At 73.1% G+C, this 20,804-nt stretch carries 14 protein-coding genes; 3 read left to right on the top strand and 11 right to left on the bottom strand.

Going from position 1 to position 20,804, the window contains the following annotated elements; all coding sequences use genetic code 11:
• Window positions 1-363: 363 nt before the first annotated feature.
• The 4 genes from ACOOHE_RS14660 to ACOOHE_RS14645 form a co-directional block, all read right to left on the bottom strand.
• Complete coding sequence (locus ACOOHE_RS14660; protein WP_420454829.1) at window positions 364-2,922, bottom strand: spondin domain-containing protein; 2,559 nt, start codon at window positions 2,920-2,922, stop codon at window positions 364-366.
• 144 nt (window positions 2,923-3,066) lie between these two features.
• Complete coding sequence (locus ACOOHE_RS14655; RefSeq protein ID WP_420454828.1) at window positions 3,067-5,799, bottom strand: lamin tail domain-containing protein; 2,733 nt, start codon at window positions 5,797-5,799, stop codon at window positions 3,067-3,069.
• A 406-nt stretch (window positions 5,800-6,205) separates the two neighbouring features.
• Complete coding sequence (locus ACOOHE_RS14650; protein WP_420454827.1) at window positions 6,206-7,420, bottom strand: M20 metallopeptidase family protein; 1,215 nt, start codon at window positions 7,418-7,420, stop codon at window positions 6,206-6,208.
• Between the two features lie 171 nt (window positions 7,421-7,591).
• On the bottom strand, window positions 7,592-8,743 hold the full coding sequence (locus tag ACOOHE_RS14645) for a glutamate--cysteine ligase (protein ID WP_420454826.1): 1,152 nt from the start codon (window positions 8,741-8,743) through the stop codon (window positions 7,592-7,594).
• A gap of 162 nt (window positions 8,744-8,905) precedes the next feature.
• Here ACOOHE_RS14645 and ACOOHE_RS14640 point away from each other — a divergent pair, with 162 nt between their 5' ends.
• Window positions 8,906-9,748 (top strand): DNA/RNA non-specific endonuclease, encoded by an 843-nt coding sequence (locus ACOOHE_RS14640; protein ID WP_420454825.1) that lies wholly within the window; start codon window positions 8,906-8,908, stop codon window positions 9,746-9,748.
• A 127-nt stretch (window positions 9,749-9,875) separates the two neighbouring features.
• Here the strand turns inward: ACOOHE_RS14640 and ACOOHE_RS14635 are convergent, their stop codons facing one another.
• The 3 genes from ACOOHE_RS14635 to ACOOHE_RS14625 all read right to left on the bottom strand — a co-directional run bounded on the left by ACOOHE_RS14635 (window position 9,876) and on the right by ACOOHE_RS14625 (window position 12,617).
• Window positions 9,876-10,532, bottom strand: a complete 657-nt coding sequence (locus ACOOHE_RS14635) for an SMI1/KNR4 family protein (protein ID WP_420454824.1) — start codon at window positions 10,530-10,532, stop codon at window positions 9,876-9,878.
• Between the two features lie 23 nt (window positions 10,533-10,555).
• Window positions 10,556-12,001, bottom strand: a complete 1,446-nt coding sequence (locus ACOOHE_RS14630) for a cryptochrome/photolyase family protein (RefSeq protein ID WP_420454823.1) — start codon at window positions 11,999-12,001, stop codon at window positions 10,556-10,558.
• Window positions 12,002-12,068: 67 nt separating this feature from the next.
• Window positions 12,069-12,617, bottom strand: a complete 549-nt coding sequence (locus ACOOHE_RS14625) for a GNAT family N-acetyltransferase (protein ID WP_420454822.1) — start codon at window positions 12,615-12,617, stop codon at window positions 12,069-12,071.
• A 471-nt stretch (window positions 12,618-13,088) separates the two neighbouring features.
• Between ACOOHE_RS14625 and ACOOHE_RS14620 the strand changes: the two genes are divergently transcribed.
• Entirely contained in the window at window positions 13,089-14,039 is a 951-nt protein-coding gene (locus ACOOHE_RS14620) for an IS481 family transposase (protein WP_420454821.1), read from the top strand.
• On the opposite strand, the gene trhA is transcribed toward ACOOHE_RS14620, so the two are convergent.
• The 3 genes from trhA to ACOOHE_RS14605 all read right to left on the bottom strand — a co-directional run bounded on the left by trhA (window position 14,036) and on the right by ACOOHE_RS14605 (window position 16,233).
• Window positions 14,036-14,683 carry a PAQR family membrane homeostasis protein TrhA gene (gene trhA, locus ACOOHE_RS14615; RefSeq protein ID WP_420454820.1) on the bottom strand — a complete coding sequence of 216 codons (648 nt, stop codon included), beginning with the start codon at window positions 14,681-14,683 and terminating at the stop codon, window positions 14,036-14,038. The two genes, ACOOHE_RS14620 and trhA, sit on opposite strands and share 4 nt — an antisense overlap.
• A gap of 61 nt (window positions 14,684-14,744) precedes the next feature.
• Window positions 14,745-15,341 carry a cob(I)yrinic acid a,c-diamide adenosyltransferase gene (locus ACOOHE_RS14610; RefSeq protein WP_420454819.1) on the bottom strand — a complete coding sequence of 199 codons (597 nt, stop codon included), beginning with the start codon at window positions 15,339-15,341 and terminating at the stop codon, window positions 14,745-14,747.
• 82 nt (window positions 15,342-15,423) lie between these two features.
• Complete coding sequence (locus ACOOHE_RS14605; protein ID WP_420454818.1) at window positions 15,424-16,233, bottom strand: ABC transporter ATP-binding protein; 810 nt, start codon at window positions 16,231-16,233, stop codon at window positions 15,424-15,426.
• 45 nt (window positions 16,234-16,278) lie between these two features.
• Here ACOOHE_RS14605 and ACOOHE_RS14600 point away from each other — a divergent pair, with 45 nt between their 5' ends.
• The gene (locus ACOOHE_RS14600) at window positions 16,279-16,788 is read left to right on the top strand and encodes a hypothetical protein (RefSeq protein WP_420454817.1); all 510 of its coding nucleotides are present in this window, start codon (window positions 16,279-16,281) and stop codon (window positions 16,786-16,788) included.
• A gap of 206 nt (window positions 16,789-16,994) precedes the next feature.
• On the opposite strand, the gene ACOOHE_RS14595 is transcribed toward ACOOHE_RS14600, so the two are convergent.
• The gene (locus ACOOHE_RS14595; RefSeq protein WP_420454816.1) at window positions 16,995-20,465 is read right to left on the bottom strand and encodes a DUF4175 family protein; all 3,471 of its coding nucleotides are present in this window, start codon (window positions 20,463-20,465) and stop codon (window positions 16,995-16,997) included.
• Window positions 20,466-20,804 lie beyond the last annotated feature (339 nt).

Genomic DNA, 20,804 nt, shown 5'->3' with positions numbered 1-20,804 from the left:
AATCGGGAACGGGCGGCCCTGTTCCATCCGTGCCGGCCGGCGGGATGGATTCGCGGTGCGGTCGCCGACGTGGCCCCAGCCCGCCCTGGACGGTCCAAAGGTACCGTCCACCCGTAGACGCCGGGGCGGTGATCGGGGGTCCGGAAGACGGAGCGCGCGGCTGCGCCGCCGAGCGCGCAGAGGGGCCCGCTCCACGGGGAGAGCGCGGCCGTCGCCGCCGAGAGCGGGTGCCCTTGTTCAGGCCTGCCGCCCCCCATCGCCGGCGCCTTCCGCGCTCTCCGCGCTCGACGGGCGCCCCGGGCAGGGGGAAAACAAAGAGGCCGCCCGCTCTCCCAGAGCAGGCGGCCCCCGCCATGCGAGCCGCTACCGGACCAGCGTCATGAGCCGGGTCCGGGAGGCGTCGCCGACCTGAGCGCGGACGACGTAGGTCCCACTCGGAAGGCCCTTCCCGTCGAACCGGACCCCGTGCGGGCCTGCCCTCAGGGTCTCGTCCACCAAGACGGCCACCTGCCGGCCCAGCACGTCATACACGGCCAGGCGGACGGGGCCCGCCTCCGGGACCGTGAAGCGGACCTCCGTCGACCCGGTGAACGGGTTCGGGCGGGCGGCCTCCAGCTCGAACCTGCCGGGGCCACGGTCGCCGGAGATCGCCGTCGCGCCCGAGGGCGTGATGGTGACGCGGATGACCTCGGCGTTCGCCGGGATCGAGAAGCCCGAGTGCCGGTCGCGGGCGAGCTGGATCGGCTCGCTCTCGTCCGTGCCCACGTTGGTCGCCATCGGGTCCTGGACCGGCTTCTGCACCGCGCCCGGCGGGCTCGTCGGTCCCTCGCCCGGCGGCGCGTCGATCTCGGTGCCCGCGTCGTAGAGCCGGAGCCGGTCCGTCACGTCGCCCGAGACCGGCTCGCCGTCCTCGAACAGCTCGAGGCCCCCATCGCCGAAGGCGAGGAACCAGTCGTTGGACTGGACGAACATGGTCTCGATCTGGAGCCGGTCCCCCTCCGAGGCCGTGAAGGTGAACGTCGCTGACTCCGCGGCGGCCCCACCGAGTGCGGGGAAGATGGCCGGGCCATTGTCCGCGCCCCCGTCGGAAGAGAACGTTCCGACCTGGCTGGCGTTTGCCGCCTGCATGAGGAGCGTCGTCTCCGTTCCGTCCGTGTTCGGCGGCGAGAGGTCCGGCGACGGGAAGCCGTCCTCGGCGATGAGCCGGGTCCCGCTGTCGGCCATCTCACCCGGCGTGAACGCCGGGTCGTCGCCGCGGAACGTGACCCAGGCGCCCGGCGAGAGGGGGACGGCGCCCATGGCCCGGTCGGTCGAGAGCAGGCCCGGCGTCGAGACGTTCTCGACCGTCACGGTAAACGTGGTCTGCGCCCCGCCCGCCGCCGTCACGCGCCAGATGGACCCGGTGTCGGTCTGGTACTGGTACGGCGGGGCCTCCGTGTAGTCGATCATGACCTCGCCGTAGTCGACGATGTACATCGCCCCGTCGGGGCCGAACTGGACGTCGAAGGGCCGCTCGATCCCGTCCTCGCCCACGGGCGGCTGCCCCGAGGCCGGGCCGGGGCGCTGGTTCCGGACGAACGGGAAGACCTCGCCCGTCGCCGGGTCCACGCGGACGACGCGGAACCCGGCCGGGGCCGGCCCGCGGAGCGGGTTGGTCGGCGGGGCCAGGTCGCCCCACTCGGCGACGAACACGTGGCCGGCGAGGTCGCCCCAGGAGGCCGGAGCCACGTCGATCATCGACGGCGACGAGTTGAACGGGTGCCGGCCGAGCACGACGTTGGGCGTCGGGGGCGTGAGCCCGCTGGCCGCGTGGTCGATGAGGAACCCGAGCCCCTTCGCGACCCGCTGGTCGCCGACGAAGACCGGCGCCTGGAGCGAGTCCGGCGGCTGGAACTGGGGGTCCGTCACGGGGAGCCGCCCGGCCGTGAAGTCGGGGACCCCATACCACGGGATGTCGCCGATGTCGCTGACCCGGAGCGTCACGCGGAGGCTCGCGTCCATCGTGTCGCGGACGCCGCGCTCGCGGATGTCGTACCCGTTCTCGGCCGCGTACAGCATGTTGCCCGCGTTCGTCCCCGAGGTCGAGTCGAAGGCGAGGCCGATGAGGTTCCGGAACCCCCAGGCCTCCGTCCGGATCGTGTTCTCGGCGTCGTCGGGATCGAACGAGAGGATCGACCCGCCGCACTTCTCGACGCCCTCAATGACCTGCCCCGGCGTCGTCATCGTCCCGAACGGGACGTAGGCGCCGGTCAGGACCGAGTCGCCCATCGCCGGCGTCCGGAAGTCGGGGTAGAGCCGGTTCCGGCCGGTGAGGACGACGTCCTCGCAGGGCGTGGCCTTGAGGCCGGGGCTCAACGCGATGTAGGGGGCCACGGTCGGGCCGACGATGCCCGCGTTCCCGGCCGGCCCGACGGCCACGTACATCCGCCCGTTCGGGCCCATCCGGATGTCGTTGATCTGGTGCTCGGCCTGGCTGTCGATGATCCCGCTGAAGAGCGTCGTGAGCTCGCCGTCCATCGTCACGCGGGAGACGGCCCCGGTGAGGTCGTCGGCCCGGTGCGTGATGTAGAAGGCGTCGTCGTGCCAGAGGAGCCCGACGAGCGCCGGCTCAATGCGGTCGGAGAGGTCGACGACGACCTCCGTCGACCCGTCGGGGTCGACGCGGAGGATCTGGATGGGCGCGAGCTGCTCGGGGAACAGGCCGCCGCCGGCCGTCCCGACGTACATCCGCCCCTGGTCGTCCCAGGCGAGGGCGCTGGGGAGCTGGAGGCTGTCGGCCATCTTCTCGATCTGGAACCCGCCGGGCAGCGCGATCTTGGGGAACCCTTGGGCGAGCGGGGCCGAGGCGGTCGCGAGCAAGACGAGGACGGCGAGGGCCGAGGCGAACGCGTGACGGAGCGGGGGAGGAGTAGCGAGGGGCATAGAGGGGCGAGGGAAGGTGTCGAGCCTAACACCCCCGAAGTTACGAGGTTGCCGTCCCCCATACCTGGCGGCACATCTGGGGGCGCGTCCTAGGCGCCTCGCGGGGAACCCGCTGCCCCGGCCGGAGGCGCCCGCGACGACCAGCTACCTCGGCCGCGCCAGCACCACGACGCCGCGCAGCGCCTCCGTCGTCCCGCCCTGGGCGTCGACGGCCTCGACCAGGACGACGTAGATGCCGGCCCGGAGCGGGCGGCGGTCGTCGTCGGTGCCGTCCCACGTGAGCGTGGCCGTGGTCCCGCTCAGCCGGCCCGGCTCGAGCTCGCGGACGGGCCGGCCGCCGCCGTCGTAGACCCGAGCGCGGACGAGGGCGGCCTCGGTCGAGAGCGCGTAGGTGATCCGGGCGGCCTCACCGAGGGTCGGCGCGAACGGGCTCGTGACGGTCAGGGCTGGGTCGCGCTCGACCGGCGTCCCCGAGATCGAGAGCGAGTTCGGCGCCGACGGCGTGCCGCCGCGCTCGTCCAGCGACGACGACCAGTTGGCGGGGTCGTTCGCGCCGCTCGTCGGGTCCCGCCGTTCCAGGCTGATCCCCGTCGCGTCGTCGAGCTCGACGCGGTGCCACGACGGCTGGTAGAACACGGAGTCCAAAACGGCGCCGGCCGCGCGCAGCACGACGGCCTCGCCCGAGTTCGACAGCCCGATTACGCTCCCGCCGACCACGAACGGCGCATCCGGGAATGCGGCTCGGAACCCATCGGCGTCCCGCACGATGGCAACGGACTCGCCCGGCAACAACACGGCGGCCTCGTCAGCCAGCGGGTCGCCGTCACGGTCGCCGTCGTCGATGGTCACCCGGTCGAGCGCGAAGACGCCTGTGGCCGACGTGTTCAGCACCTCGACGTACTCGCCGTCGCTGCCGACGGCCGGGTCGTACATGATCTCGGTGATCGCCAGGTCGCCCGGCCCCGGCGTGTCCGGCGTGCCGACGAAGACCGACGCCTCAGCGCGGTCGGTGACGTTGCCGGCGAGGTCGGTCAGCCCGGTGACCGCGACGGCGTAGACGGCCGGCTCGGCGAGCGGGCCCGCGAGCGCGACCTCGACCTCGGTCACACCTCCGCCCGACGTCCGGCTCGGCGTGACCGAGGCGACGGTCGTGCCCTCGACCGCGTAGCGGGCAGTGTCTGTCGCCGTCGCCGCCGTGACGGGCTCGGTGAACGTGACCGCCAGCAGCGACGGCGACCGAGCCGTGACACGCGCGATAGACGGGGCGACCGTGTCCGGCGTGAACGTGACCGTCGTCGAGGTCGAGGCCGTCGTGTTGCCGAGCAGGTCCGTCAGGCCCGTGGCCGTGACGGTCGACGGGCCGGCGGGGAGCGCGGCGGCCAGCGCGAGGGTGACCGTCGTGCTCTCGGGCACGTACGCCACGCTCGACACCCCGACGCCGGCCACCGTGAACATAGCCGCCGTGACCGAGGCGGGGTCCGCGGGCTCGTCGAGCGTCACCGTGAGCGTCCGGCCGTCGGGCGACGCCGCCGCGGCCGTGAGCCGGGGGCCAGTCACGTCGGGCTCGAACCGGCTGTTCTGGGCACCCGGCGTGCCGCCCCGCGGGTCCGTCGTCGTGGCGTAGTTGGCGGCCACCGACGACGGGCCGTCCGGGTCCTTCCGCTCCAGGCTCGCGTCCTCGCCGCCCCACTCGGGACTGTAGAACAGCGAGTCGACGGTCGTGCCCTGGTACGCCAGCACGATGGCGTCGCCGCTGTTGTTGAGCGCGCTCCACCCGGGCTGCTCGACGAACGCGACGTCGGGGAAGACGGCCCGGAAGCGGTCGCCGTCCTGGACCACCACGGCGTAGCCGCCCGGCCCGACGAACACGGGCGCCGTCGTGATCGGCTGGGCGTCGCCGACCGCGTCGTTGAGCGTGAACTCGCGCAAGTCGAACGCCCGGTCGGTCCGGTTGAACAGCTCCACGAACTCGCCCGGGTCGCGGCCCGGCGGCGGGTCGTACAGGAACTCGTTGATGACGAGGTCGCGCGGGCCGGCCGCCGAGCCCTCGCCAAAGAAGAACGTCGCCGTGGCCGTGCCGATGGCGTTGCCCCGCCGGTCGGCCACATCGCGGACGGTGAGCGTGTACGAGGCCGGCCCGACGAGCGGCGTCGCCAGCGCGAGCACGACCTCGCTCGGCGTGTCGCCGATCATCGCCAGCGCGGGCACCCCGACCCCGCCGTCGATGGCGTAGCTCGCCGCCGTCTCGGCCGAGGCTTGCTCGACGGGCTCCGAGAACGTGACGCGGACGGTCTGGGCGTCAAGCGCCTCGACCTCGACGAGGGACGGGGGCTCGGTGTCCTGGGCGAGGAGCGAGTTCGGCGCCCCGGGCGTCGCGCCACCCGCCGCCGTCGACGTGCCGAAGTTGCTGGCTTGGTCGCTCGGCCCGAGCGGATCGCGCCGCTCGAGCGAGGCGTCGGCGCCGCCCCACGAGGGGAGGTACGGGACGGCGTCGATCTCGGTCGTGCCCCGGACGAGCGCCACCCGGTCGCCCGAGTTGTTGAGCGCGGGGAACCCGTCGACCTCGATGAACGGGACGCTGGGATATGCTGCCGCGAACGCCTCCCCATCCCTCACGATCACGGCGAACGCGCCAGCGTCGAGCGTCGTCCCGGCCGGGATGGGCGCCGACGCCGAGCCCCCGTCGGTCACGACGAGCCCGCCGAGGTCGACCGGGCCGTCGGTGACGTTGAGGAGCTCGACCCACTCGTTGCCCGACGGCTGCGGCGGCGGCGGGTCGTACAGGATCTCGTTGATCACCACGTCGCCCGGAGCAGGGGCCTGCGCGACGACCGAAGTGGCCACAAGCAAAGAGAGGACGGCAACGGTCCAGCGCATCGGGGGAGAGGAGAGCCGCCGGAAAGTAGGGCGGGTTGCCCGACAAATCTGCGAGCCCCAGGATCTCTCCAGGACGGCTGGTGCTATGAAGGAATCTGCCTCCTCAACCCCAAGCCGTCATTCCCGCGTGCGCGAGGATGACGGCATGGGAGGGGGAGAGCCGGCAACGTCGCCGACGCGAGCCCGCCCCACGGGAGGTCCACTCATAGCACCAGCCGTGCCAGGGCTATCGCGTACTCCCCTGACTTGTCATCCTGAGCCTGCGAAGAGCCTGCCCCCGCGAAGGCGGGGGATCTCAGCACGGTGGCCAAGTCGTAGGGGACGCTGAGGAGGGCGCGAGGATCGAGTCGAGATCCTTCGCAGGCTCAGGACGACACAGGGGGCGCTTGCCCTGACGCGGGCTCCCTCAGCCCGAGCGCCCCGCGAGGTGGCGGAGGCACGTCTCGGCCATCAGGTGGGCCGCCAGCGGGAGCGCCCCCTCGTCGAGGTCAAACCGGGCGTGGTGGAGCGGGTACCGCGTCTCGGGCCCGCTCGCCGAGCCCACCCGGACCATGCAGCCCGGGACCTTCTGGAGGTAGTACGCGAAGTCCTCGCCGCCCATGCTCGGCAGCGGGATCGGCATGGCCGCCTCGGTCCCGAACAGGTCGACGGCCGCGCCGGTCGCCGTGGCCACCTCGTGCGCCGTGTTAACGACGGCCGGCAGCGTCACGTCGAAGTCGACGTCGACGTCGGCCTTGTAGACGGCGCCCAAGGCCCCGGCCACGCGGCGGATCTTCTCGCGGAGGTAGCCCAGCGTCTCGCCGTCGACGCAGCGGAGCGTCCCGCCGAACTCGACCTCGGCCGGGATCACGTTGAGCGCGTCGCCGCCGCGGATCCGGCAGATCGTGAGCACGGCCGCCTTCCGGGCATCCGTCACGCGGCCCGGCAGCTGGTACAGCTCGGTCGCGATCTGGGTCGCCACCCAGACCGTGTCGACGGCCTCGTGCGGACGCGCCGAGTGGCCCGAGAGCTCGCTCCGGACCGTCACGCGGAACGGGGCGCACGCCGCCGTCAGCGGCCCCGTCCGGAACCCGAACCGGCCGACGGCCTGCGACGGGTCCATGTGGACGGCGTAGATCGCGTCGACGCCGTCGAGCGCGCCGGCCCGGACCATGGCCGGCGCCCCGGACGGCGAGATCTCCTCGGCCGGCTGGAACACGACGCGGACGGTCCCGGCGAACTCGTCACGTCGGCGGTCGGCGAGCACGGCCACGCCGCAGGCGACCGTCATGTGGGCGTCGTGGCCGCAGGCGTGCATCACGCCCGACGCGAGCGAGCGGTACGGCACGTCGGTCGCCTCCTGGATCGGGAGCGCGTCCATGTCGGCCCGGTACGCGACGGTCAGGCCCGGCCGGTCGCCGGCGACGTCGACCACGAACCCGGTCCCGGCCATCGGCGCCGACGGTTCGAGCCCCCGCTCGCCCAGCCACTCGCGGAGGTGCCGGGCCGTCGCGTGCTCCTCGAACCCCAGCTCCGGCCGGGCGTGGAGGGCCCGCCGGAGGTCGACGAGGTCGGCGCGGAAGGCGGGGTCGGAGCGGGACAGGTCGATCTCGGAAAGCGGGGGGGCGTCGGCAGCGATCAAGGGGAGCGGGGGGACGGTCGGAGTGATCGGGACGGGCCAACGTCCGCGGGCCCACCTTCGTTCGGTCCCCGTGTTAATCGGCGGGGGAGAGCGGCGAGTTGAGGGCGGAGGACCTCCGGGACCGAGGACGGGGGACGGAGGACCGCCGGAGGGGCCGTCCCCGATCTCTCCTCAGCCCGTCCCGACGCTCTCGCGGAGCTCGGCCGCGAGCGAGGCGACGACGTCGGGGAGCCGCCGGGTCCGCTCGAACGTCCGGCGCTGGCGCTCGTAGGAGGCGCCGCCGTCGAGCGTCCGGTGGAGGCCGCGGAGCTCGTCGAGGCACCCGAGCCGCTCGGCGGTCGGCTCGAGCCGGGCGACGAGGTCCGGGATCTGCTCCCTCAGCGCGCCGTGGTCGCCGTCGTTGTCGCAGATCACGTCGGCGTCGAGCCCGTGGCGGCACGCGCGCCACTTGTTCTCGCGCAAGATCCACGGCTTGAGCACTTGGAGCGGGGCGCCCTGCTCGTAGCGGTCGCCCAAGGCCACGACCAGGCATTGGACCAGGGCCACGAGCGACGCCAGCTCCGCCATCGTCGAGGGCGTATCGCAGATGCGGATCTCCAACGTCCCGAAGCTGGGGTGCGGCCGGATGTCCCACCAGATCTCGCGGATCGACTCGATGGCCTTGGCCCGAACGAGCGTGTTCATGAACCGCTGGAACTCGCCGTAGTTGGCCAGCCGGTACGGGAGCCCGGCCGTCGGCATCCCCTCGAAGATCTTCGACCGCGTCGACGCCAGCCCGGTGTCCTCGAAGTCGACGAACGGCGACGACGCAGACAGCGCCAGCAGGTGCGGGAGGTAGCTCGAGAGCGCGTTCGAGACCGCGATCGCCTTCTCGCCCGACGACAGCCCCACGTGGACGTGGAGCCCGTAGATCAGCAGCCGCCGCGCCGGCCACTGGATCTTGTCGACCAGCTTCTGATACCGGTCGTTGGGGAAGATCTTCTGGTCGCGCCACTGCCCGAACGGGTGCGTCCCGGCCGCCGAGAACGCCAGCCCGAGCTCGTCGCCGAGGGCGTACAACTCGCGCAGCGACCCGCTCAGGTCGTCGACGGCCTCGGCCACGTCCCCGCAGATCCCCGTGATCACCTCGATGGTCGACTGGGTCAGCTCCTGCTTGATCTTTGGGTGCTCGCCCCCCAACCGCTCGATGAGCTGGACCGACCCCTGCTTGAGGTTGAACGTGACCGGGTCGACGATCTGGAGCTCGATCTCGACCCCGAGGGTCGGCTTCGGCGACGAGGTGAAGGGGATCGGGGCCAGGGCGTCGGCCGCGGAGAGGTCCATGGGTGCGGGGGGAGAGGACCGGAAGAAACCCTGATTGTGAAGGAATGGCAAACCGTCGCGAGAGGGCCGGGCCTCCGCGTGGGCGGAGGACTTACGCATCGGTAACGCCCCACGGGCCGCGCCCGTCCGTACTCTCGCCGGCCTTCACCCTCCCCCCCTCGCATGACGCCTTCTCCCTCGCCCCGGCCCTTGTCAGCCGGGTGGCTCACGGCCGGCCTGGTCGCCCTCGCCGTGCTCGCGGGCTGCGACTCGAATGCCGGCGCCCCCGCGGTCCCCGAGCGCGCGACGGCCCCCTCCGACTCGGCCTACGCCCGCCTCCTCGCCGACCTCGGCGGCGTCGACGGGCTGGCGGACTTCCGCGCCCGCGCTTCGGACCCGGAGCTCGCGGCCACGCTCGCCCGGTACGGCATCGCGTTCGAGGTCGTCGGCGCGACGGCGGGCGACGAGCAGGGCCGGCTCCGCGACATCACGGCGTGCCCGCAGACGTTCCCCACCAGCGACCGGACCAAGTGGTTCCGGCTGGTCGGGGCCGGCGGCGTCGAGGACCACTACATCGACTCGCGGGGGCGCCCGCTCACCGCGTTCAAGAGCCTCGGCCCGGTGACCACGGCCCCGCGCCAGACGACGTGCCAGACCAACGTCGGCAACTGGGCCAGCCCCGCGAGCTCGTACGACGGCGGCCACCTGATCGGCTCCCAGCTCGGGGGCTGGGGCGGCCGGGCCAACCTCGTCCCGCAGCAGTACAACTTCAACCGCGGCAACTGGAAGCGGATCGAGGACGCCGTCGCCAAGTGCTCGCGGCTCGGCACCGCCAAGGTCGAGTACCACGTCGACGTGGACTACCCGAGCTCGACCACGCTCACGCCCAGCCAGTTCCACGCCGACGTCAAGATCGGCGGGGCGTGGAAGAGCGCCGACTTTACCAACACGTCCGGCGGCGGCACGAGCGGCACCTCGCAGGCCACGAGCATGGTGTCGTGGCTCCAGGGCAAGGGCTGCTACTAGTGAGGAGCGGGTCGTGCCGAGTCCGAACCCCTCCTCGTTTAAAGCCGAAGGGAGTGAGGTGTATGGGAGGGAAACTCCCCCCTCCCATACACCCCTAGTCCTCCCGCCGGCAGGCCGTCCGGGCCGTTCACCGGGGTCCGAACAGGCTCGGCACGGCGTCGAGCAGCGTCTGCCCGCCCGCGAGGCGGAGGCCCAGACCGCCGGGCGCGTCGGGGTCCGGCGCGACCTCGGCCCGCCCCCCGTCGCACTGGCGGGCGCACCAGTCGAGAAAGTGCGCGGCGGAGAGGGCCAGGACGTAGCGGGTGGCCTCGTCCGCCCCGAAGCTGATGACGTGTCCCGGCGTGCCCTCCGGGCCGGGGCCGAGGTCGATGGCGAGGTGGTTGCCGGCGCCGTCGGAGGCGAACGGGACCCAGGCCGGCGAGGCGTACACGGGGGCGACCGCTCTGGGGGGGACCGCCGTCACCTCGATGTCGGTGGCGAGGGCAGGGTCGTCGTGGAGAAGGGACGCCCACCGGTCTCGCTCGCGGGCGGCCTCGGAAGAGGGGAGGAAGCGGAGGCCGAAGAAGAGGCCCGGCGCCGGGCTCCGCTGGCCGTCGTGGCGCCGGTAGAGGGCGGCGAACGGGTCGGGCGACGCCGCTCCGACGTGCTCGGCCACGGCGTCGAGGCCGGCCTCGGAGGTCCCGGCGGCGAGGTCCGCGGCCAGCACGGGCAGGTGCTCGGCGAGGAAGCGCTCGAAGCGATCCCAGGCGTCGGCGGGGGAGGGAGGGGCGTCGGCGGGCGGCACAGTTGGAGGGGGGCGTGGCCGGGCTATGCGTTCACGGCCTTCAGCGCGTCGAGCGCCCGCGCCCGCGCGTCGGCATGGTCCACGATGGGCGCCGGGTACGTCTCGCCGAGCGTCACGCCGGCCTCGGCGAGCACGTCGGCCGGGGCCTCCCACGGCGCGTGGAGGTGCTTGGTCGGGAGAGCGGCCAGCTCGGGGACCCACCGGCGGACGTAGGCGCCGTCGGGGTCGTGCGTCCGGCTCTGCGAGACCGGGTTGAAGATGCGGAAGAACGGCTGGGCGTCGGCGCCGCAGCCGGCGGCCCACTGCCAGCCCATCGTGTTGTTGGCGAGGTCGCCGCCGCACAGGGTGTCCCAGAACCACCGCGCGCCGTCCTGCCACGGGATCAGCAGGTCCTTCGTCAAGAACGACGCGACGACCATCCGCACCCGGTTGTGCATCCAGCCGATGGCCCACAGCTGGCGCATCCCGGCGTCGACGAGCGGGAAGCCGGTCTGGCCGCGCTGCCACGCCTCGAAGTCGCCCGGCGACGACCGCCACGGCATGGCGGTGTACTTCGCCTTGAGCGGTTCGGTCGGCGTGCGCGGGAAGTGGTGGAGGACGTGGTACGAGAACTCGCGCCAGGCGATCTCGCTCAGGAACGTGTCGGCGTCGGCCCGGGTGGCGCCGTTCGAGACCCAGGCTTGGACGCGGTCCCAGACGGCGCGGGGGCTGACCTCGCCCCAGTGGAGGTGCGGCGACAGCATCGACGTGTCCCGAGCGGCCGGCACGTTGCGGCCCTCGGGGTAGTCGACGAGCGACTCGGCGAGGAACGTGTCGAGCCGGTCGAGCGCGCCGGCCTCGCCGGGCGTCCACTCGTCGCGCATGGCGCCGGCCCAGTCGACGCCGTCCTGGGCCTGGGGCGTCAGGCCGAGCGCGCCGAGAGGCCGGGACTCCGGCCACGTCTCGGGCGCCCGGGTCTCGCCCAGCCGCGGCACGCCGAGCGGGGCGCCGACGTCGACCTGGTCCTGGAATTTCTTCCAGAACGGCGTGTAGACCTTGTACGGCCCCCCGGCGCCGGTCTGGATCCGGGCCGGGTCGTGGAGAATCCGGCCGGCGAAGGGACGGACCTCGATCCCGGCCTCCTCCAGCCCGGCGCGGACCTGCTCGTCCCGTCGCCGCAAGTGGGGGGCGACCCGCGTCTGCCACACCACACGGTCCGCCCCGGTCACCTGGCAGATCTCCTTCAGCGCGTCCAAGCTGCCGCCCTGGCGGAGAACCAGGCGGCTGCCCTTTTTTCGCAGGCTCGCATCGAGCGCGCCCAGCGACTCGTGGAGCCACCAGCGATGCGCTCCGCCGGGTGCCCACTCGCCCTCCTCGGCTGGCGCCCACACGAACGCGGGGACGACGGCGCCGCGCTCGGCGGCGTGGCTCAGCGCGGCGTGGTCGCCCAAGCGGAGGTCGTTGCGAAACCAGACGACGGTGGCGGGCATGGAGGTGGGCGGGGGACGGCTCCGCCTACCCCGCAACCAGCGCCCGTCGTTCCAGCGCTACGGGCAGTCAGCCGTCCGACTCCAGCGTCAGGACCTCCTCGGTCGGCTGGTAGCTCTCGCCGTAGAAGTCGCGGTCGCGCCAGGTGTGGATCTCCTCGTAGACGGCGCGGACCAGGTCGAACGCTTCCTCGTCCGTCGTGTCGTCGGGCGACCACAGCAGGATCTCGAGCTCGTTGACCGCTTGGGTCGCGAGGGAGCGGCGGCGGTAGCGGAGCCGCTCGACGTGGCGGAACCCCTCGCGCGTGTAGAACCGCTGCCGCTTGACGGTGTCGGTGTCGTCGTAGTCGGCCGGCTCGACTTCGAGCAGGATCGGCTTGCCCTTGGCCTTGAGCGTGTCGAGGAGCTTTTTCCCGAGCCCCTGCCCGCGCGCCTCCGGCGCCACCAGCAGGTAGTCCACGAACACCACCCGCTCGCCCTCGACGAAGAGGACCACGTGGTGCTCGCCGTGGTCGACGTGGTAGACGTCGCCCTTCTCCGCGAGCAGCGCCTCGACGTGGGCGCGCGACTTCATCTCTTCGACCGGGAAGTACCGGTTCAGCTTCTCGTACCAGTGCATGGGCCTCGTTCCGGGGGAGAGAGCCAACCCCGCCCGCGTGCCTTCGTTGTGGCCCCCGGGTGAACGCTCGACCAAGCCCTCGTGCGGTGAGCGGTGAGCGGTGAGCGGTGAGCGGTGAGCGGTGAGCGGTGAGCGGTGAGCGGTGAGCGGTGAGCGGTGAGCGGTGAGCGGTGAGCGGTGAGCGGTCTGGCGCTGTGGAAAAGTTCCGGGCAACTCGCGGCCTCAGCGCTTGCGGCTGGTCTCGGCGACGGCCACGCCTCCCGCCTTCCGCTGTGCTCCGTCTCAGAGACGTCGACGGGTGGCCCCGGGGCGTTCTGGATGCGTGATCCGTGACTCTCACCGGGGAGGATCACGCATCACGAATCACGCATCCTCGATCTGGAACCCGCCAGGACGGCTGCGTGGCCGCACTAGGTGTTTAGTCCCAGAGAGTCATGGGCGATCCCAGACGCTCACCAGCACCGACGATCTGTGGGACAGGTTCTACACGGCAGCGCCCGCACGACGCAGGCCGTCCGCCGCTCCATCCAGCGCAGCCAAGAGACCGTAGCCGCGCTCGCCAACCGCCACGGCATCGACCGCAAGACCGTCGCCAAGTGGCGCAAGCGCAAGACCGTCGAGGACACGCCGATGGGGCCGAAGACCCCGCGCTCGACCGTGCTCTCGGTCGAGGAGGAGGCCACCGTCGTCGCCTTCCGCCGCCACACGCTGCTGCCGCTCGACGACTGCCTCTACGCGCTCCAGCCGACCATCCCCCACCTCACGCGGTCGTCGCTGCACCGGTGCTTGCAGCGCCACGGGATCAGCCGGCTCCCCGAGGTCGAGGGCGACAAGCCCAAGCGGAAGGCGTTCAAGGAGTACCCCGTCGGCTACGTCCACATCGACTTCGCCGAGGTCTGCACCGAGGAGGGCAAGCTGTACCTCTTCGTCGCCGTCGACCGGACGTCGAAGGTGTGCTACGCCGAGCTCCACGAGCAGGCCAAGCGGGCCACGGCCGCCGACTTCCTGCGGGCGGTCATCGAGGCCTTCCCGTACGACCTCCACACCATCCTGACCGACAACGGCATCCAGTTCACCCACCGCAAGCAGGACCGCCGGGCCTTCCGTCACCTCTTCGGCCGCGTCTGCGCCGAGCACGGCATCGAGCACCGGCTGACCAAGGTGGGGCACCCGTGGACGAACGGGCAGGTGGAACGGATGAACCGGACGCTCAAGGAGGCCACGGTCAAGCGGTACCACTACGGGAGCCACGCCGAGCTGCGCGAGCACCTCTCGGCGTTCCTGCTGGCGTACAACTACGCCAAGCGGTTGAAGACGCTGCGGGGCCTGACGCCGTACGAGTTCGTGTGCCGGGAATGGCAACGCGAGCCGGACAGATTCTACCGTGATCCGACCCAGGACACCCTGGGACCATACACCTAAATCCCCACGCGGAGCACTTCCACCAGGACCGCCGCGAAGTGGCAGACGCTCCCGGCCAGCACGAACCCGTGCCACACGGCGTGGGCGAACCGCCAGCGCGCCAGATAAAACACGGTCCCCACCGTGTACGCCAGCCCGCCCCCGACGAGCCACGCCAGCGTCGAGCCGGGCAGGGCCTCCCGCATCGGGCCCGTCGCGACCACCACGAGCCAGCCCATCGCGACGTAGATCAGCGTCGAGACCCGCTTGAACCGGCCCGTCGTGAACAGCTTGAACACGATGCCGGCCCCGGCCAGCGCCCAGATCGTCGCGAGCAGCGACCACCCCCACGGCCCCCGCAGCCCGCCGATCAGGAACGGCGTGTAGGTCCCCGCGATGAGCCCGTAGATCGCGCAGTGGTCGAGCGTCTGGAGCCGCGCCTTCGCCCCCTCGAACGGGATCGCGTGGTACAGCGTCGACGAGACGTAGACGAGCACGAGGGTGCCGACGAAGACCGACGCCCCGACGATCGTCCACGGATCGCCGGTCAGGACCGCGAGCGTGACCAGGACCGCCCCGGCGCCGACGCTCAGCAGCACGCCCAGCCCGTGCGTGATGGCACTGGCGACTTCGTCGGCGAGGGGGTACGAGGGCGGGGGGGGCATCTCGGAGGGGTCGGCGGGACGGAGGGGCGAGTCGCCCGGAGGCGTCTCACGAACCGTGCCGTCAAGCGGCGCCCGGCGTTCGGTCGGCGACTGGGGCCCAGACGGGCTCCTCGACGCCGGCCTGGTGGTTGACCCACCGGGACAGGGTGAACAGCAGGTCGGACAGCCGGTTGAGGTAGTGCAGGGCCTCGACCGAGACCTCCTCGAGCGCCGCCGTCTCGACGACCAGCCGCTCGGCGCGGCGCGCGACGGTCCGGCCGAGGTGGAGCGCGGCGGCGGCCGGCGTCCCGCCCGGCAACACGAAGTGTTTGAGCGGGGGGAGGTCGGCCGTGAGCGCGTCGATGTCGCCTTCGAGCGCCGAGACGTGGTGGGCTTCGATCCGGGGGACCGGGTAGCTCACGTCGCCGGGCGAGGCCAGGTCGCCGCCGAGCACGAACAGCTCGTTCTGGAGCCGGCCGAGCAGGACGTCGGCCCGGAGGTCGTCCGCGCTCGGGGCGTCGTCCGCCGCGGCGGCGAGCGCGGCCCGGGCCATCCCGAGCGCGGCGTTGGCCTCGTCGACGGTCCCGTAGGCCGCGATCCGGGGGTGGCTCTTGGCGACGCGGCCGCCGCCGAACAGAGCCGTCGTGCCGTCGTCGCCGGTGCGGGTGTAGACCTTCATCGAGCGTGTTTCGTGTGGCGTGCCGCGGTCTCGCCTGCGACACCACGCAATGCGAAACAAGCGACACGGGAACGCGACGGGGTCAGTCGCGGGCCAGAGGGGAGACCCCAAGATACCGGACGCGCAGGCCGTCGCCGGCCGCCTCGACCTCGGCCTCGACGCCGAACGCGCGGCGCAAGAGCGCTGGCGTGAGCACGTCGGCGGGCGGGCCGTCGGCGACGAGCGCGCCCTCGGCCAGGACCCACAGGCGGTCGGCAAAGCGGGCGGCGCGGTCGAGGTCGTGGAGCGCGGCCACGACGGTCTTGCCGGACCGGGCGAGCGCGTCCAAGCGGTCGAGCAGGTCGAGCTGGTGGCGGACGTCGAGGTGGGCCGTCGGCTCGTCCAGCAACAGGAGCGGGGCGTCCTGGGCGAGGGCCTGCGCCAGCGCGACCCGCTGTTGTTCGCCGCCCGAGAGCTGGGTCACGGGTCGGCCCGCGAGCGCGCCCAGGTCGACGGCCCCGAGCGCGGCGTCGACGCGCGCTCGGTCGTCGGCGCCCAGCCGCTCGGTCCACCCGAGGTGCGGCGACCGGCCCAGGGCCACGATCTCGGCCGCCGTGAAGTCGACGGCGAGCTCGGCCTGCTGGCGGACCAGGGCCATCTCCTTGGCCCGCGCCCGCGCCGGCCACTCCCTCACCTCGCGGCCCCACAGCTCGAGCCGCCCGGCGTACGGGATCAGCCCGGCGACGGCCCGCAGCAGCGTCGTCTTGCCCGCGCCGTTGGGCCCGACGAGCGCGATCCGCTCGCCCGGCCGGACCCGGAAAGCCAGGCCATCGAGGACCGGGCGCCCGCCGAGCGAGACGGCCAGGGCGTCGGCGGACAGGACCCCGCTGGAGCGGGGCCGGCCGTCGGGCACGGAGGGCGAGGGGCGAGCGTTGGGGAGGTCCACCACAGCACTCCCATGCTACGCCCGCTCCTGCTCGTGGCCGCCGTCCTCAGCGTGGCCGCCTGCGACGGCACCTCGGCCGGCCCCCAGCGCGTCTTCGAGGACGAGGCCCTGTTCACGCCTGTCGCCGGGATCACCGAGACCGACGAGCGCGCGACCGTCCTGAGCCGCGACCCGGCCGACTGGCGGATCGGGCCGGCCTACCTTAACCGGGTGTCGCTGCTGGAGCTGCCGAGCCCGAACCCCGTCCGCCGGGGGCAGGCCGTCAGCTTCTTGGTCGACACCCAGGGCGTGCCGGGCGGGCTCCGCCTCTACGTGCTCGCCGAAGACCGGGCCGGCGCCGTCGACCTGGTCCCGGTCGCGGACCCGAACGCGGTCGAGCCGGCCGCGGCGCAGGCCGGGTTCTACCCGTTCTCGGTCAGCGCGAGCCAGATCGCGCTCGGCGGGCCCGGGCTGTACCGCGTCCTGCTGCTGGACGGGGCGCAGGGCGTGGTGACCTACGGCGACCTCGACATTCGGGACTGACACCGGGCCGATGAGATGTCGTTTCATCTGCCGGTCCGCACGTAGGGCCCGCCGGTGGCGTGCCCGCGACGACCGCGATGGGACGAGGGCTGGAGTGAGGCGGGCCACCCGAGCTCGGCGTCGGGCCAGGTCCCCTCACCCTGTCCCTCTCCCCGTGGGAGGGGGGACGCCGCCCGGGGCGCCTCCCCCAGTTTGCGTCGCCAGTGTCAGCCGGCGGTGCGGGCCTGCAAGCGCTCGAAGTAGCGCTTGATGAGGTCCTGGTAGTCCGGCGCGTAGCCGCTCTCGAGCGCCCGGATAAGGTCGCCGCGGACGCGGTCGGCCGGGCGGTCCGTGCGGGGGGCCGTGGCTGGCGGAGCCGGCCGGGCCTGCCCCTGCTGGGCCTCGCGCCGCTGCTCGCGCCCGCGCTGGTTCACCGACTGCTCGGCCTCCAAGAGCCGCTCTAGGATCTGCTGCTGGCGGGGCTGGACGCGCGGGTCGAGCCCGCCACGGCGGAGCTGCTCGGCCGCCTCCTTCATCTGGTCGCCGACGCGCTGGAGCGCGCTCCGGTCGTTCGGGTTGAGCCCGTCGCCGCCGCCCTCGACGGCCCGCTCGAGCTGGCGCCGGAGGGCCTCCTGCTGCTCGGCCATCTGGCGGAGGCGGCGCCCCTGCTCCGGCGACAGCCGCTCTCCGGCCGACTCGTTGAGCATCTGCTGGATCCGCTGGTTGAGCTGCTGTTGGGCTCGGCCGAGCTGCTGCATCTGCTGGGGCGACATCCCCTGGCCACTGCCCTGGCCACCGCCGCCCTGGCCGTTCTGCTGCTGATTTTGGAGCTGGTCGAGCAGGTCGGCGAGCAGGAGCGCGAGCTCGTTGAGGTGCGACATGGCCGCGCGCTGGTGGCCGACGGCCGGGCCCGAACGCCGGTCGGCCAGCCGCCTGACGGCCAGGTCCATCTCGCGCTGGCCGTCGGCCGCCCGCTCGTCGACCTTGGGGCCGAGCGCGGGCACGGTCCTCCCGACGCGGCGCAGCGTGTCGACGACCGTTCGCAAGGCGTCGCGCAGGTCGCTCTGGCGCCGGGCGGCGGGGACGAGCGCCGGGCTGTCGCGGGGGAGCCCGGCGGTCCGGCCGGCCAGGGCCTCCTGGTCGCGCGAGACCGTGAGGACGTCTTCGAGGGCGCGGCGGAGCGCGGCCTGGTCGACCTGCTTCTGCTGCTGCTGCATCTGCTGGCTCTGCTCGCGCATCCGGCCGGCCATCTGGCGGAGCTGTTCCGACATGTCCTGCTGGCCCTGCTGGGCGTCCTGCATCTGGTTCTGCTGGAGCTGCTGGGCGTTCTCCTCCATCTGCTGGGGGAGCCCGCCGTCCTCGTTCATCTCCTGCTGCATCTGCTCGACCGCCTCCGTCGGCGCGTTGCGGACCTCGTCGAGCTGCTCGCGCAGGGCGTCGAGCTCCTTCTGCAACGCCTCCGCATCCTGAGCCGCCTGACGCTGCTCCTCAGCCAGCCGCTCGCGCTCCGCCCGCGTCTCGCTCGCGGAGGGCTCGTTTGGTCGCTCGCCGGCGTCCGCGTTCTCCGTTTCGGCGTCCTCCGCTTGCTCCGGGTCGCGGCCTTCGCGGACGGCTTCGGTCTCGCGCGCCAGCCGCTCCTCGGTCTCGGCCAGGTCCTCGGCCCGGCGCGCGATCTCCTCCATCTCGACGGCCGCCTCCAACCGGCGCATCAGCTCCATCGCCCGCTCCAGGCGGCGGCGCATCTCCTCCTCGCTCTGGGCCACGTCGTCGGCCTCCTGGAGCATCTCGCGCAGGTCGAGCTTCTCCATCGCCTGGCGCAGCCGTTCGAGCGCGTCGCGGACCTCGGGCGTGTCGAGCTCTTGGAGCACCCGCTGCATGTCCTCGAACTGGCGCCGCAAGTCCTCGTCGCCGATCTCGTTGTTCTGGAGCTGCTCGCCGAGCTGGCGCATCTGCTCCTGGAGCGACTGGGCCTGGTCGCGGAGCGCGTCCTGCTCGCGCATGAGCTCCTCGATTTGGCGGCGGTCCTCCCAGTCCGGGTCGACGTTCTCGCGGAGGTCCTCGCGCAAGCGGCGGAACCGCTCGCGCGACTCGTCGGCGTCGTCCTTCAGCTCCTCCAGCGCCTCGACCGTCGAGTCGCGGCGGGCGCCGAAGTCGTCGAGCCGGTCGGCGAGCGACGGGTAGCGGACGGTGAAGAGCGGCGTCCGGGCCGTCTTGCCGCCGGCCCCGTCGTTGTCGGTCACCTGGCCGTAGAACTCGACGACGTCGCCGGGCCGGGCGCCGGGCACGCGCCAGTCGACGGCCACGTCCTGGTCGAGCGGGCGCGTGCGGACGCCCAGGCCGAGCGCCCGGGCCCGCTGCGCCGTCCCGCCGCGCGTGACGCGGTAGACGAGGCGACCGCCGCGGAAGCCGAAGTCGTCGGTCACGCGGAAGACGAGCCGGCGCGGGCCGTCGGTCAAACCGCCGTCGGCGCCCTCGACGAGCGCGATCTGGGGCGGGCCGTCGGACAGGACGCCCAGGCGGTAGCGGGCCGGGTCGGTGTTTTCCAAGCCTCCCTTCGAACGGAGGTGGACGGTGTAGGTCCCGGCCCCACGCAGGCGGAACTGGCCGAGCGCCGCTTGGCTCCCGATCCGGAGCGGGACCCGCTGGCCACGCCCGTCCTCCCACTCGATCCGGAGCCACGCCTCGACCGGCGCCGGCCCGCCGTGCTGAACTTGAACGCGGACCGCCGAGCCCGCCAGCCCCGTCGCGTCGCCGACGCCCTCGGGCAGCGCGCGGGCGCTCCGCCCGGAGTAGCCCGGCGGGATCACCGTCACCCGGACGCCCCGCACGAGCGGCCGGTCGACGGCGCGGACGGTGAACCACGGCGTCCGCACGCCGTCGGCTTTGAACCGATACCGCAGGTCGGCGCGGACGGCGTCGACGGTGTGGGCGAAGCGGTCGCCGTCGGCCTGGAGGCGGACGGTCTCGGTCGCCCGCTCGTCGGCCCGGCCGATCTCGAGCTCGGCCGACAGCGGCAGCTCGCGGCCGACGGCGCGGGCGGTGATCTCGAACGGGGCCCCTCGCGTGACCTCGGCGTCGCCGGGCGCGACCAAGATCTCGAACGGGGCGGGCGGGGCGAAGTAGACGCCGGGCGCGAGCAGCCGGCCCGCGGCGGCCGTCATCGTCTGGGGCCACAGCGCGAACCCGAGCACCACCAACGTCAGCGGGACGAGCGCCCACCGGGCCGTCTGGCGGACCGGACCGAAGGCATGGACGTGTTCGAACGGGACGTCGGCCACCTCGCGCCCGAGCGCGTCGAGCGCCGCGGCGTGGAGCCGGTCGTCGTCGCCGGCGTCGTGTCCGTCGGCCAGGTCGAGAAACGTCGCCAGCCGGTCGCTGACGCCGGCGTAGTCGCGCCCGGCCCGCCGCACGACGGCCCGCTCGTCCAAGCCCGGCAGCACGCCCCACCCGCGCAAGAGCGGCACCACGACGGTCACTGCCACGAGCGTCGCGAGCGCGACGGCGAGCATCCAGAACAGCGCCGTCCGCAGCTCGACCCCCAGCCACACGGTCGCCTCGGCCGCCAGCGCGAGCGCCGCGCCGGCCCCGACCACGCCGAGCGTGACGAGCGCGCCCCGGGCCACGGCTGCGCCCGTCAGCCGGCGACGCGCGGCACGGAGCCGGCGGCGAATCGGGGCGACGAGGGGGGAGGTGCTCACAGAGTTGGGGAGAGGCGCGCAAGCTAGCCGGAGTCGGGACGCCAACGACGCCGGGGATGCCGGATTGTCCCGCCCCGCGAGATCGGGCCCGGGTGGCCACTGGCGTTCCGCCCGCCGACGCTCCCCTCGCCCGAACGCCCATCGCTTTGCTCCCCGTCAGCGTCCGGCCGGGCGGCGGTCACTCGGGTTGTTCTGCCTTGTAGGCTGGGTGGCTACGTTCTTCAGATGGCAACCAGGCACCACCCGTCATTCCCGCGCACGCGGGAATCCATCCGGTGCTTTGTCTCGGCGAGCGGCCCCCGATGGATCCCCGCGTGCGCGAGGATGACGGGCGGTTTG

Origin of the sequence: Rubrivirga sp. (assembly GCF_965213695.1) — a bacterium.
Taxonomy (GTDB): domain Bacteria; phylum Bacteroidota; class Rhodothermia; order Rhodothermales; family Rubricoccaceae; genus Rubrivirga.
Note: the sequence above shows the minus strand (reverse complement) of the source record. Positions and strands in the feature narration are given on the sequence as shown.